The organism is Zunongwangia atlantica 22II14-10F7 (assembly GCF_002094855.1).
In the GTDB taxonomy this organism is placed as follows: Bacteria; Bacteroidota; Bacteroidia; order Flavobacteriales; family Flavobacteriaceae; genus Zunongwangia; species Zunongwangia atlantica.
The window spans coordinates 25,941-40,350 of sequence record NZ_ARYN01000003.1; the positions used below are offsets into that span (position 1 = coordinate 25,941).

The 14,410-nt window shown below is 37.3% G+C and carries 14 protein-coding genes; 9 read left to right on the forward strand and 5 right to left on the reverse strand.

Features of this window, described 5'->3' with window-relative positions:
- Window positions 1-12 precede the first annotated feature (12 nt).
- Both IIF7_RS03830 and IIF7_RS03835 read right to left on the reverse strand, forming a co-directional pair.
- Entirely contained in the window at window positions 13-972 is a 960-nt protein-coding gene (locus IIF7_RS03830) for a 1-aminocyclopropane-1-carboxylate deaminase/D-cysteine desulfhydrase (protein WP_084840359.1), read from the reverse strand.
- Window positions 973-1,011: 39 nt separating this feature from the next.
- Entirely contained in the window at window positions 1,012-1,338 is a 327-nt protein-coding gene (locus IIF7_RS03835; protein WP_084840360.1) for a hypothetical protein, read from the reverse strand.
- A gap of 33 nt (window positions 1,339-1,371) precedes the next feature.
- On the opposite strand from IIF7_RS03835, the gene IIF7_RS20795 reads away from it, so the two are divergent.
- The 4 genes from IIF7_RS20795 to IIF7_RS03850 all read left to right on the forward strand — a co-directional run bounded on the left by IIF7_RS20795 (window position 1,372) and on the right by IIF7_RS03850 (window position 6,118).
- Window positions 1,372-1,539, forward strand: a complete 168-nt coding sequence (locus IIF7_RS20795) for a DUF5522 domain-containing protein (protein ID WP_176218889.1) — start codon at window positions 1,372-1,374, stop codon at window positions 1,537-1,539.
- A 125-nt stretch (window positions 1,540-1,664) separates the two neighbouring features.
- A complete protein-coding gene (locus IIF7_RS03840; RefSeq protein WP_084840361.1) occupies window positions 1,665-3,647 on the forward strand; it encodes a urocanate hydratase in 1,983 nt (660 codons plus the stop codon).
- Window positions 3,648-3,678: 31 nt separating this feature from the next.
- Window positions 3,679-4,218: a DUF4136 domain-containing protein gene (locus IIF7_RS03845; protein WP_084840553.1), complete on the forward strand. Its 540-nt coding sequence runs from the start codon at window positions 3,679-3,681 to the stop codon at window positions 4,216-4,218.
- Between the two features lie 139 nt (window positions 4,219-4,357).
- Complete coding sequence (locus tag IIF7_RS03850) at window positions 4,358-6,118, forward strand: aromatic amino acid hydroxylase (protein WP_084840362.1); 1,761 nt, start codon at window positions 4,358-4,360, stop codon at window positions 6,116-6,118.
- Window positions 6,119-6,356: 238 nt separating this feature from the next.
- On the opposite strand, the gene IIF7_RS03855 is transcribed toward IIF7_RS03850, so the two are convergent.
- From IIF7_RS03855 to alaS, 3 genes are all read right to left on the reverse strand, one after another.
- A complete protein-coding gene (locus tag IIF7_RS03855; protein WP_084840363.1) occupies window positions 6,357-6,971 on the reverse strand; it encodes a DUF4230 domain-containing protein in 615 nt (204 codons plus the stop codon).
- Window positions 6,972-7,260: 289 nt separating this feature from the next.
- The gene (locus tag IIF7_RS03860; protein ID WP_084840554.1) at window positions 7,261-8,223 is read right to left on the reverse strand and encodes a GSCFA domain-containing protein; all 963 of its coding nucleotides are present in this window, start codon (window positions 8,221-8,223) and stop codon (window positions 7,261-7,263) included.
- A 90-nt stretch (window positions 8,224-8,313) separates the two neighbouring features.
- Complete coding sequence (gene alaS / locus IIF7_RS03865; RefSeq protein ID WP_084840364.1) at window positions 8,314-10,923, reverse strand: alanine--tRNA ligase; 2,610 nt, start codon at window positions 10,921-10,923, stop codon at window positions 8,314-8,316.
- Between the two features lie 131 nt (window positions 10,924-11,054).
- Here alaS and IIF7_RS03870 point away from each other — a divergent pair, with 131 nt between their 5' ends.
- Genes IIF7_RS03870 through IIF7_RS03890 form a run of 5 tightly spaced genes read left to right on the forward strand, consistent with a single transcriptional unit; the run spans window position 11,055 to window position 14,245 of the window.
- Complete coding sequence (locus IIF7_RS03870; protein ID WP_084840365.1) at window positions 11,055-12,032, forward strand: M23 family metallopeptidase; 978 nt, start codon at window positions 11,055-11,057, stop codon at window positions 12,030-12,032.
- On the forward strand, window positions 12,032-12,361 hold the full coding sequence (locus IIF7_RS03875) for a MerR family transcriptional regulator (protein WP_084840366.1): 330 nt from the start codon (window positions 12,032-12,034) through the stop codon (window positions 12,359-12,361). The genes IIF7_RS03870 and IIF7_RS03875 overlap by 1 nt, the downstream gene beginning before the upstream one ends.
- 3 nt (window positions 12,362-12,364) lie before the next feature.
- Window positions 12,365-12,976 (forward strand): LemA family protein, encoded by a 612-nt coding sequence (locus IIF7_RS03880; RefSeq protein ID WP_084840367.1) that lies wholly within the window; start codon window positions 12,365-12,367, stop codon window positions 12,974-12,976.
- Window positions 12,977-12,997: 21 nt separating this feature from the next.
- Entirely contained in the window at window positions 12,998-13,438 is a 441-nt protein-coding gene (locus IIF7_RS03885; protein WP_084840368.1) for a TPM domain-containing protein, read from the forward strand.
- Window positions 13,439-14,245 (forward strand): TPM domain-containing protein, encoded by an 807-nt coding sequence (locus tag IIF7_RS03890; RefSeq protein ID WP_084840369.1) that lies wholly within the window; start codon window positions 13,439-13,441, stop codon window positions 14,243-14,245.
- Window positions 14,246-14,410: the final 165 nt, after the last annotated feature.

Here is a 14,410-nt window from a genome sequence, read left to right on the forward strand (position 1 = left end):
TTTAACCTCATATTATTCAATTATTAAACTCATTTTCTTTTTCTCCAATCGGCGGTTCATCCCAGCAATTCCTTGCAAACCGCCCGTATGGATCGCTAAAATACGGGAATTTTCAGGAACTTGTTTTTTTTTGATCATCTCGAAAACTCCAAACATCATTTTGCCGGTGTAAACAGGATCAAGCTGAATCCCAAATTCGGTTTTAAATTCATTTATAAAACTTACCAGCTCTTCATTTATTTTAGCATAACCACCAAAATGCTCATCGCTAACGAGTGTCCAGTTTTTTTTATTGCTGAAACGACCAATTTCGTCTTTTAGAAAATCACCTTTTAATGCTGAAAATGCCAAAACCTTTTGATTTTCGCCTGAAGCATTTATTACTCCTGAAGCCGTGCCGCCAGTACCCACTGCTACACAAATAAGATCAAAATTCTTATCTTCTTCGCTCAACATCTCTTCACAACCTTTTATAGCAAACTCATTAGTTCCACCTTCAGGCACCAGATAAAAATTTCCGAATTCAGCATACAGAGATTCGATAAAATCTGGATCATTTTTTCTTCGGAAATCTTCTCGCGACACAAAATGAAAATCCATTCCGCATGATGAAGCAAATTTTAAAGTTGGATTCGATTTTAGCGTTTGCTGAAGATCTCTGGCAAGCTCTTCTCCTCTAATCACTCCGATTGTAGGAAGGCCATACAACTTTCCGGCCGCAGCTGTCGCGGCAATATGATTAGAAAATGCACCACCAAAGGTCAAAATTCGTTGTTTTTGAAGCTTTTTTGCTTCAAGAACATTGTATTTAAGTTTTCTGAATTTATTTCCGGAAACTTCAGGGTGCAGCAGATCTTCTCGTTTTAACCAGACTTCAATATTCTTCTCTTCAAACTTTTTAATAAAATCGTTACGAGAAAAAACAGGTTCATTTTTATCGAATATCGACTCGATGTTTTCCGCAGCATTCATAATGCAAAGATGAGAAAGGCTAAAATCGCTGCAAAGAATTTAGCGATAATATTTTAGGAAAGAAAAGGCTTTTCTCGATCGTAGATAGTCTTCATCTTTTTCGTGCGCATACGCTTCAACCTCAAAACTGATGTTTCGATAAGCGGTCATTGCATTTTTATGTTTTATCCATCTAAAGATAAATTCCGCAGTATAAAAAATATAGAAGAAAACCACCAAAAGCTCTAATTGCTGGCGCAGGTGAATTTTTTCATGATTCAGCAACATCTCATCCTGCTTATAAGCTGCATTTTTTACAAAAATTATAGGCCAGATGGTAACGGCAATAAAATTCTTGCCTAAAATATGTTTATTCACCAAAATCATAATCTTCAATATAAGAATTGTAATTTTGTTTCTATGAGTTTTTCAAGAAAAAGAATACCGCTAGAGGAAGGCGATTATTATTTAACGCCAGAGGGTTATCGTTGTTTTACCGAGCAATATCATTTAAAGCGCGGCTATTGCTGTGAGAGTGGTTGCCGGCACTGCCCTTACGGCTACAATAAAAAAACCAACACGCAATAAACTACCTTGGGGTAAGCCCTCAAGGCATTCGTTGGAAACAAATTTTGATTTCGAGGCAAGCCTCGGGGTATTATACTCTTTGGCGGTGCCAATAAAGTTTAAACTATTCATCAAACCACACAAAAATGACGTTTAAGGAACAGCTATTACAGGGAATTCCCAACGAACTTCCAGAACCTAAACCACTGGATCCTGAAGTCAACCACGCACCAAAACGCAAAGCAATTTTAAATCCTGAAGAACAAAAACTGGCTTTGCAAAATGCGCTCAGGTATTTTAAACCTGAACATCACAAAACACTTTTACCAGAATTTAAGCAGGAATTAGAAGATTTTGGTCGCATTTACATGTATCGCTTTAAACCCGATTATAAAATGTATGCGCGACCAATCGAAGAATATCCAGGAAAAAGCACACAGGCAAAAGCTATTATGCTTATGATCCAAAATAATCTGGATCATGATGTTGCGCAGCATCCAGACGAGTTAATCACTTATGGCGGTAATGGTGCGGTTTTCCAGAACTGGGCGCAGTATCTTTTAACGATGCAATACCTAGCGACGATGGAAGAAGATCAGACACTGGCGATGTACTCTGGCCACCCAATGGGTTTATTCCCAAGCAACGAAAATGCACCGCGAGTGGTAGTGACAAACGGAATGATGATCCCGAATTATTCACAACCTGATGATTGGGAAAAATTCAATGCGCTTGGTGTAACGCAATACGGGCAAATGACGGCGGGAAGTTATATGTATATTGGCCCACAGGGAATTGTTCACGGTACCACGATCACCGTTTTAAATGCGGGAAGGAAAATTGCTAAAAACAACGAAGATCTCTCCGGAAAACTTTTTGTAACCTCGGGACTTGGCGGAATGAGCGGTGCGCAACCCAAAGCCGGGAACATTGCCGGATGCATTACGGTTTGTGCCGAAGTAAATGAAAAAGCAATTAAAACCAGGCACAGCCAGGGCTGGGTGGACGAAGTAATTGCTGATATTCGGCTTTTAGCTGAGCGTATTTTAAAAGCAAAGCAGGATAAAGAAGTGATTTCGATCGCTTACCACGGTAATATTGTAGAGATTTGGGAGTATTTTGCTGAAAATGATATTTATATCGATCTGGGAAGCGACCAAACCTCCTTACATAATCCTTGGGCTGGCGGCTATTACCCGGTTACACTGTCTTTTGAAGATGCTAAAGAAATGATGGCGAATGATCCTGAGCAATTTAAAGCTGAAGTTCAGGAAAGTCTAAGACGACAAACTACCGCAATTAATAAACACACCGAAAAAGGCACTTATTTTTTTGACTACGGAAATGCGTTCTTATTGGAAGCCTCACGCGCAGGAGCAAATATTCTAGCTGAAAATGGCGATTTTCGGTATCCGAGTTATGTTCAGGATATCATGGGGCCAATGTGTTTTGATTATGGCTTTGGACCATTTAGATGGGTTTGCGCCAGTGGAAAAGAAGAAGACTTAACCAAAACCGATAAAATTGCCACTGAAGTTCTAGAACGACTGAAAAAGGATTCCCCTGCGGAAATCACTCAGCAAATGGAAGATAATATTCGCTGGATAAAAGGAGCTCAGGAAAACAAACTCGTGGTAGGTTCTAAAGCCAGAATATTATATGCCGATGCTTTAGGCCGAATCGAAATCGCAAAAGCTTTTAATAAAGCTATCGAGAATGGTGAAATTGGAATGGTTATTTTAGGTAGAGATCATCACGATGTTTCTGGAACCGATTCTCCTTACCGTGAAACCTCTAACATTTATGATGGTTCAAGCTTTACCGCAGATATGGCGATTCAAAATGTAATTGGCGATAGTTTTCGAGGTGCTACCTGGGTAAGCATTCACAATGGCGGCGGCGTTGGCTGGGGCGAAGTAATTAACGGTGGTTTCGGCATGATTCTTGAAGGTAATAAACAGTCTGAGAAGCGATTAGAATCTATGCTTTTTTGGGACGTAAATAATGGAATAGCCAGAAGATCCTGGGCGAGGAATAAAGGAGCAGTTTTCGCTGCTACTCGAGCTATGCAAATGGAACCTAAGCTAAAAGTTACACTCCCAAATATGGTAGATGATTCCCTTTTTTGATATCTTTATTAACCATAAAAATATAACACCTATGAAAGTTCTAAAATTTACTCCTGTGTTGCTACTACTAGCAATTTTTGTGACTTCATGTAGCACCGTAAGAGTAGCTTCAGATTACGATCACGAAGCTAATTTTAATTCTTATAGTTCTTTTGCATTCTTTAAACCTGGAATCGATAAAGCTGAAATTTCAGACCTTGACAAAAAGCGTATCATGAGAGCTATCGAAGGTACCATGTCTCAAAAAGGATTTGATAAATCGCAAAGCCCAGATTTACTGGTTAGCATATTCACTAAAACTCATGAGAACATTAATATCTACCAAAATAATCCAGGTTGGGGTTATGGATGGGGATGGTCTCCCTGGTATTGGAATACAGGATTTAACACAGTAAACAGAACTAGCGACGGTACTTTATATATCGATCTTATCGATGCCAACACAAAAGAATTAGTATGGCAAGGAATGGGAACTGCTGCTCTTGCCGAGCGAGTAAGTAAAAAACAAGAAAGAATTGATGAGATCGTTTCTAAAATTTTCGAAAAATATCCTCCGGGATCAGAAAAATAAGACCTATAGATCTTTAATTTTTTAAGATCACAATAAAAAAGCCTCTCGATTGAGAGGCTTTTTTATTAGCATATTTCCTACAAGTAGATTGCTTTTTTATAAATTTCGTATATTTATTAGCTAAATACGGGATAAATTTATGCTTAATTCAATTGAGTCTAACGAAATACTAAATCGCTTACCGGCACATCTTCAGCAGTATATTAAACCGCAAAACTACGAAGATTACACGCCTATCAATCAGGCGGTGTGGCGTTATGTGATGCGTAAAAATGTTGAATATTTAAGCAAAGTTGCACATAGATCTTATCTAGACGGACTCAAACAAACGGGAATTTCTATAGAACATATCCCGAATATGTACGGAATGAACCGCATTTTAAAAGCTATTGGCTGGGCGGCTGTTGCGGTAGACGGTTTTATTCCGCCGGCTGCTTTTATGGAATTTCAGGCCTATAATGTTTTAGTGATTGCCAGCGATATTAGACAGCTAGAAAATATCGAATACACTCCTGCTCCAGATATTATTCACGAAGGTGCCGGCCACGCCCCAATTATCGCAAATCCTGAATATGCTGAATATCTGCGACGATTTGGAGAAATTGGCTGTAAAGCGATATCCAGTTCTCATGATTACGAAGTGTATGAAGCTATTAGAAAACTTTCAATATTAAAAGAAGCTGAAGGCACTCCGCCTGAAGAAATTTCTAAAATTGAAAAACTTGTTGAGGAACTTCAGCAAAAAGAAGTGATACCAAGCGAGATGTCCTTTATTAGAAATTTACACTGGTGGACGGTAGAATATGGTTTAATTGGTACTCCGGAAGATCCTAAGATCTATGGTGCCGGATTATTATCCTCGATTGGAGAAAGTAAATCCTGCTTGACCGATAAGGTAAAAAAGATACCTTACTCGATCGAAGCTATGCACCAGGAATTTGATATTACCAAACCGCAACCTCAGCTTTACGTAACTCCAGATTTTGCACATCTAAGTTTGGTTTTAGAGGAATTTGCCAATAAGATGGCACTGAGAAAAGGCGGTTTAAGCGGAATTAAAAAACTTATCGATTCTAAAGGATTAGGGACGATCGAATTTAGTACCGGTTTACAGGTTTCTGGGAATTTTGAGAATGTGATCGAGTTTGAAGGAAAACCTATTTATATTCAAACAAAAGGAAAAACAGCTTTGGCTTACCGGGAGAAAGAACTGGTTGGTCACGGCACAAAATCGCATACCGAAGGTTTTGGATCGCCCATCGGAAAATTAAAAGGTATCAATTTAGCGATCGAAGATATGAGTCCGCGTGATCTAAAAGCCTACAATATTTACGAAGCCGAAAATGTTAGCTTAGAGTTTGAAGGTGGCATTACGGTAAACGGAGAAATTATTACCGGAACACGAAATCTTCAGGGGAAAATTACACTTATCAGTTTTAAAAACTGCAGCGTTAAATATTTTGACCAGATTTTATTTAAACCCGAATGGGGACAATACGATATGGCTGTAGGTAAAGAAATAGTTTCGGCATTTGCCGGGCCGGCCGATCATCATTCGTTCGATTTAATTACTCATAAAACAAGCTCGACCACTATAAAATCTGATAAAACTGTGAAGCGTACAGAACTTGAAGATCTATATGAAGCAGTCCGAAATTTTAGAGAAGGGAAAAACACAAAATACAGCCTTCAGGCAGTTTTTGATATTCTGAAAAAAGATCATCAAGAAGATTGGTTATTAACTACTGAGATTTATGAACTGGCTTTAGAACACGACCCGAAATTGGCCAAAATCACCAAAGATTATTTAGAAAAACTTCAGCAAAAAAGATCGAATATCGCTCATCTTATTGAAGACGGAATTTCTATGGCAGAAACAAAACTGGTTAGCGAAAAATAAAATTTTAAAATAGAACTCTTATTATTAAATACTTATGACGATTTTGGTTTTGTCATTCCGGACTTGATCCGGAATCTCATACATATCTAAAAACACCATTTTGAGGATGAGACCCTGAATCAAGCCCGCCAGCCGGACGGGCAGGTTCAGGGTGACTTCACTGCTTTTGATTCATTACTAATGCACAAAATGAATACTAATTATTTGAAATAAAAGAATCAAAAACCGCTATGAAAGACTACAGTTTAATATCGCTAAAATCGTTCTGAGAATTTACCGGCATGTCGTTATATTCTAAGGTCCAGCCCATACTATTAGTAAGAATATAGATTTTAGAAAGTTCGCTAATTAAGCGATTTTGAGCATTAGATTTTATCGTTGATGCTTCTACTTTTTTCTTTATCGAAGCTGTCACTTTCTTTTTAATCGTATTATAATCTGAAGCTTCAAATTGATTTAGATAATCTTGCGTAACATCATAGTATTGAATGTCCGGATAAATATTTAATTCTTCCTTGGGGATACTTTTTATGATCACGCGCTTATTTTCTTCATCAATTTCGGTTTCTAATTCACTAAGATCATAACTAACGGTTACTTTCGCGTTAACCACGATCAGTGCTTTTTTTCTTGCTGAAAAAACATCTAAATAAAACTTTTTAGAATCTTTATACGACCAAACCTGGGAAAAATTACCTTCAGTAACCACCAATTTGCCCACATTTTTAATTTGCTCCTGGATAAGTTGTGAATTTTGCTCTAACTGTTCACGCTCACTTTGGCGATTTTCGCAATACCGAACTCCGAATACAATCAATAAAACCACAGCAGCACCCAGCAGGAACCTTTTCATTTTGTAAAGATTAAAGTTGAATTTAAAGATAAGGATTTAAAAATAGGAAAGTGTTATAAAAAACTTATGGACGGCCCCACCCGTCCATAAGATTAAAATTTCTAAAATCTACCCCAAACAAATTTTAGAAAAGAAAGTTTAATTAATCATTGTATTCATAAGGCGAATACTTCAATCAATAAATTAGAATTAATTTACAGTGTGAATTTACGATTATTTTACAATATTCAAAATAAATATTACACTTTTTTAATAGTACTCAACATTTCAGGCTTTTAAAATGACAAATTCAAAATTTAATTGAAGGATTTTTGCGCTGTATATTTTCCATTTTAAGGCTTAGTTTATCAAGAAATTCGCGGTGTTTCGGGCTATCTTCATTAAAAGGACGATGCTCTAAACCTTTTTGGATCGTACTTACTTCTTTCATGACAGAAAAAATTTCAGGATCGATCCAACTATCTTTAAATTTCTCCCAGATATAATCTATTGCCACTTCAGAAAGATGAATCATGTCTTTTCCGTAAAAGCGATAATCTCGTAGCTCGTCTATCACTATTTCGTAGCTTGGAAAATATGCTGTTTTTTTATCGAATTTCAGCTTTACTTCTTTTCGAAATTCGTGCAAGGCACTAATAAGATTGGCCTTACTTAATTGATTTTCTACAAAACCGTCTTTTAAATGTCGCACCGGTGAAATGGTAAAGATGATCTTACAATTATTATTAAGCTTCCAGATGATATTGGAGATTTCAGCGATACTTTTTTTTATTTCTTCCGAAGAGAAAATCTTTTTAGTAAAATTAGATTGCGCAACTTTATGGCAATTGGCAACTAAACGCTCATCCTGATTTAAAACATAGCCCCAAGCCGTCCCAAAGGTGATAATTACATGAGAACTTTGTTGTAAGAAAGACCGAGTGGTTTCCAGCGAATTATTTAACCTATTAATCATTAAAGATCGATCTGGATGACTCATTTGAGAATGCACATCGAAGCAGGAATACAGATCATTTAGCTGAAAAATATCACGCTCTGAATACACGTAATTTTCATCGATTCTTCGGAATAAATTACGCAAAGCGACAGGATGAAAAATAATTCCGAATGGGTTTTGTAGCGCATTAAACTTAAAATACTGAAGTTTATCGCCTATATTTTCTACAAAACAAGAACCAAATAATGCAATATTAGCATTGTAATCGATCTTTGGGGATTGATTTCTAACCGGGACAATTGTTCTGAAATCCATAACAATAAAATAATAAAGGCGTATAGAGATCATTCTTCCATACGCCTATCCTTTTCATAAAAGAAAGATACTAAATTTCTTAGAATCTTGTTATTCGATATATTTTTTAGCTTCAGCTAAAGCCTCTGAAATTCCAGCCGGATTTTTACCACCTGCTGTAGCAAAAAATGGCTGGCCACCGCCACCTCCCTGGATATATTTGCCCAGCTCGCGAACAATGGTTCCAGCATTTAGATCTTTAGTTCCCACCAAATCTTTAGAAATATAGCAAGAAAGTAAAGCTTTGCCTTTTTGCTCGGTTCCAAAAAGAAGGAATAAATTATCGATCTCTCCTCCTAATTGAAAAGCAAGATCTTTAATTCCGCCGGCATCAAGATCTACTTCTTTAGCTAAAAATTGAATTCCGTTAATTTCCTGAATCTCATTTTTAATCTCAGATTTTAGGTTTTTAGCCTTATCTTTTAGTAAAGTTTCTACCTGCTTTTTAAGCTCGGCATTCTCGTCCTGCAATCCAGAAATAGCTTTCACAGGATCTTTAGCATTTTTAAGCAAGCCCTGCACCTCTTCTAAAAGTTCGGTTTGCTTTGTAAAATATTCTTTTACCGCATCGCCGGTAATTGCTTCGATCCTACGAATTCCTGAAGCTACAGCACTTTCCCCGGTAATCTTAAAATACCAGATATCTGCCGTATTTTTTACGTGCGTACCACCACAAAGCTCCATTGATTTCCCAAAACGAATCGCACGTACGCTATCACCATATTTTTCACCAAAAAGTGCAATTGCACCCTGATCTAAGGCTTCCTGGTGTGCTATATTTCTTTGCTCTTCTAATTCTAAACTTTCCTTAATCCTATCATTTACAAACTCTTCTACCTGTTCTATTTCTTCTGAAGAAAGCTTGCTAAAATGACTAAAATCGAATCGCATATAATTTGGCTGCACCATAGAACCTTTTTGCTCTACGTGCGTTCCAAGAATTTGGCGCAATGCCTGGTGAAGTAAATGCGTAGCCGTATGATTTGCCGCAGTTTTTGCTCTTGCTGAAGCATCTACAACAGCGGTAAATTCTGCTGAAATATCCTGTGGTAACTTCTTTGCAAAATGAATGATCTGGTTACTTTCTTTTTTAGTATCGATAATACTAATTTTCTCATCTCCAGCTTTCAAATACCCTTTATCACCAACCTGGCCACCACCTTCTGGATAAAAAGGAGTTTTAGTTAGCACAATCTGGTAAAGTGTTCCCTGTTTCTTGGTTTCAACTTTACGATATTTGGCGATTTTAACCTGAGTTTCTAATTGATCGTAACCTACAAAAGCATTTTCTTCAACATCAGTGATCTCTTCCCAATCTCCAGAGGTTACTTGCGTTGCTGCTCTAGAACGTTCTTTTTGCTTTTTAAGTTCTGCTTCAAATTCAGCAATATTAAGACTAAAGCCCTTTTCTTTTAAAATAAGTGCAGTAAGATCTATAGGAAATCCAAAAGTGTCGTATAATTCAAATGCTTTTACCCCAGAGATCTCTTTATCTTTAGATTCGGTTACAATATTTTCCAACATTACCAATCCCTGCTCTAAAGTTCGAAGAAACGAAAGTTCTTCTTCCTTAATAACATTTTCGATAAGTTGTTGTTGCTTTACCAATTCTGGGAAAGCATCTCCCATTTGGTTTTTTAGTCTTTCAACTAATTTATAAATAAAAGCTTCTTTAGTATCTAAAAAAGTAAAACCATAACGAATGGCACGACGTAAAATTCTACGAATTACATAACCCGCACCACTGTTGCTTGGCAGCTGCCCATCTGCAATACTAAATGCAACCGCACGAACGTGATCTGCTATTACACGAATAGCAATGTTTGTTTCCTCTGATTTACCGTAAGTTGAATTTGTAATTTTTTCGATCTCGGCGATAAGCGGTGTAAAAACATCGGTATCGTAATTAGACTGCTTGCCTTGCATTACCATACACAAGCGCTCGAAGCCCATCCCGGTATCGATATGTTTTGCTGGAAGTTCTTCTAAAGAACCATCTGCTTTACGATTAAATTGCATAAAAACCAGGTTCCATATTTCAACCACCTGTGGATGATCTGCATTTACAAGTTCTTTACCCGATTTTTTAGTTTTTTCTTCAGCTGAACGAATATCTACATGAATTTCTGAACAAGGCCCGCAAGGTCCCTGGTCTCCCATTTCCCAAAAGTTATCCTTTTTATTTCCGTAGATAATTCGGTCTTCAGGAACAATCTTTTTCCAGATTTCCAAAGCTTCAGTATCTAAACCTACACCATCTTCTTTGCTACCTTCAAAAACCGAAACATATAAACTCTCTTTATCAATCTTAAAAACTTCGGTTAATAATTCCCAGGACCAGCTTATGGCTTCTTCTTTAAAATAGTCTCCAAAACTCCAATTCCCCAACATCTCGAACATGGTGTGGTGATAAGTATCGTGACCAACTTCTTCAAGATCGTTATGCTTACCACTTACGCGAAGACATTTTTGTGAATCCGTTACCCTGGTATTTTTTGGTACAGAATTCCCTAGAAAAAACTCTTTAAACTGCACCATCCCGGCATTGGTAAACATCAGGCTTGGATCGTCTTTAAGCACCATAGGCGCTGAAGGCACAATGCTATGTGATTTTGCTTTAAAAAATTCTAAAAAACTTTTACGAATTTCCTGAGATTTCATGTACTATATTTTCTTGTAAATATTATTAAATTATGCAGGCTATAAAACAATTGCTATCTTTGTTCGTTACCGTATAAACTTGCACGCTTTTTGTGCACTTTACGGCAACAAAAATACTATAAATTTAACTCATGTCGAAGGTTAAATATTATTACGATAGCGAGACGCTTTCCTACAAAAAAATCGAGCGCAAAAAAGGCCATCGATTTGGGATTGTCCTGCTTAGTATCTTCGGAAGTTTTCTTGCCGGTTTCCTATTGCTGGTAGTTTACCTTAACATTCCGCAGATAGAAACCCCCAAAGAAAAGGCTCTTAAACGAGAACTGCAAAATATGCAGTTGCAATATGGATTGCTAAATAAGAAAATGAACCAGGTACAAAATGTGCTTGGAAACATCGAAGATCGAGACAACAATATCTACAGATTATATTTTGAAGCTAACCCAATCCCAGATGAAACCCGTAAAGCAGGTTTTGGAGGGATAAACAGGTATAAAGATTTAGAAGGTTTTGATAATTCTAAATTAATTATAGAAACCACTAAAAGAATGGATGTACTAACCAAACAACTGGTGGTGCAATCTAAATCTTTAGATGAAATTGCAGAATTAGCGAAAGAAAAAGAAGATCTTTTAGCAGCTATTCCTGCTATCCAGCCTGTAAAAAATGAAGATCTTACCAGGATTGCATCTGGTTACGGCTGGCGTACAGATCCTTTCACGAAAGTAAGAAAGTTTCATTTTGGGATGGATTTTACAGCTCCCAGAGGCACACCCGTTTATGCCAGCGGGGATGGACAGGTAATTAGAGCCGACAATCGCAGTACTGGTTACGGAAATCATATAAGAATAGACCATGGCTATGGTTATACCAGCCTTTATGCTCATCTTTATAAATATAATGTGCGACGAGGACAAAAAGTAAAAAGAGGTGATATTATTGGTTTTGTAGGAAGTACAGGAAGATCTGAAGCTCCACATTTACATTACGAGATCTTTAAGGATGACGAGCATATAAATCCTATTAATTTTTATTACGGAAATCTTTCTCCGGAAGAATTTGACGAGGTGCTGAAAAAAGCACAACAAGAAAACCAATCTTTGGATTAATGCAAGTCGAGCTACCTGAAAAAAGATATTACAGCATTGGTGAAGTTGCCAGAGCATTTAAGGTAAACACTTCCCTAATTAGGTTTTGGGAGAAAGAATTTGATGTTATAAAGCCGAAGAAAAACGCTAAAGGAAATCGCAAATTTACTCCTGAAGACATCAAAAACCTTGAGCTTATTTATCACCTGGTAAAAGAGCGCGGTTTTACATTAGAAGGTGCTAAAACACACCTTAAAGAGGAAAAGCAAAAAACACTGAGCAATTTTGATATTGTTCGTAAATTAGAAAAAATAAAAACTAGCCTAATCAACATCAAAAATCAATTATAGAAAATGAAAAAATGGTTAATTCCAGTTATAGTAATAGCAGTACTTGTTGCAGGATTTTTTATCATCAAAATGATATTTGGAGTAACTGTAAATAATAAGGCTATAGACTTAGAGGAAAATGCAAAAAATTCTATGGCAAATGTTCAAAGTGCTTACCAAAGAAGAAATGACCTTATTGGCAACCTGGTAAAAACCGTACAGGGCGCTGCAGATTTTGAACGCGGAACCTTAACCGATGTGATCGAAGCCCGTGCCAAAGCAACTTCTGTAAACGTGGATGCTTCTAATTTAAGTGCTTCTCAAATAGAGCAATTTCAACAGGCGCAAACAGGACTATCTTCAGCTCTATCTAAATTACTGGTAAGTGTAGAACGTTATCCTGAACTAAAAGCGAGTCAAAATTTCTCTCAACTTCAGGCTCAGATCGAAGGAACAGAAAATAGAATAAATGTAGCGCGTGACCGCTTTAATGAATCTGTAAAAGAATACAATGCCTATATCCGAAAATTCCCTTTTAGCTTTTTTGGAGATAAATCTGAGTTTGAAAAAATGAGCATGTTTAAAGCCGATGCAGGTGCTGAAGAAGCTCCAGATGTAGAATTCGACTTCAAATAAAAACTCTTCAAAATAACCAATATGAGCCGCAAAGACTTTTCTCTAAAGACCGAAGATGAAAATGAAATCGTTGAGGCGATAAGAACTGCTGAAAAAAGCACTTCAGGAGAGATTCGCGTTCATCTTGAAAAAACAGCTGGATCTCAGGATATTTTTGAGCGAGCGATGGAAGTTTTCCATCAATTAAAGATGGACAACACCAAGGAAGAAAACGGAGTGTTGATCTATGTTGCTACAGAAGATCGAAACTTCGTTATCTATGGCGACAAAGGCATTAATGATAAAGTTGAGGACGACTTTTGGGAAAGCACAAAAGATATAATCCTTAATCACTTTAAAAAAGGTGATTTTAAACAGGGACTTGTAGACGGCATTTTAATGGCCGGCGAGCAATTAAAGCGACATTTTCCCTGGCAGGAAGATGACGAGAATGAACTTTCAGATCAAATTTCAAGAGGATAAATGCTACAATTTAATAAAAAGCTTAGCCGCTTAACAAGCTGCATAAGTCTGCTATTTTTACTTATAAGTTTTGTTGGATTTGCCCAAAGGGATATTCCGCCAAAACCAAATAAAGAAACAGCAGTTTATGACGGGGCAGATCTTTTAACTACTTCAGAAGAACAACGACTTACCCAAAAACTGGTGAGCTACGCTGATACAACTTCTACTCAAATAGTTATTGCAACCATAGAATCTTTGCAAGGCGAATATGCTGGGACTTATGCCACGCATTGGGCAGAAGAATGGGGTATTGGAATGGACGGAAAGGATAACGGATTGTTTATTCTTGTTGCTGAAAAGGAACGAAAGATCCAAATCCAGACCGGTTATGGTTTAGAGCCATATATGACTGATGCCTACACTTACCAGATTATTCAGAATATTATTTTACCTGAATTTAAAGGTGGTGACTATTATGCTGGTTTAGATAAAGGAACTACTGCCGTTTTCGAGGTTTTAGCGGGTACTTTTAAAGGAACACCTCAACGAAGAGGTGGCTCAGGAAACTCAGCTAAACCTATTGCCATTTTTATTATTGTATTCATCATCATAATCATTTCGCTTATTGGCAAAAGCCGTGGCGGCGGAAGAGGCGGCGGTCGTCGTGGTCGTAGCACGCTTATGGATGCCATTATTTTAAGTTCTCTTGGTCGCGGTAGTTTTGGCGGAGGAGGATTTGGTGGTAGTTCTGGCGGTGGATTCGGCGGAGGCGGCGGATTTGGCGGAGGAGGATTTGGCGGCGGTGGCGCCGGTGGAAGCTGGTAACTTCAGAAAAAAATATTCAGAATTATACAATCTTGATATTGTATAAAAATGATGGCCTTTTTTAAAGAATTTCGCCTTGTAGCTTTTTCAGATTAAATGCCTGGTAAGCAAAAAGCTGCTCGATAAATTTTATAATTTTCTCTTTAAGAAGTAAAATAATCACTA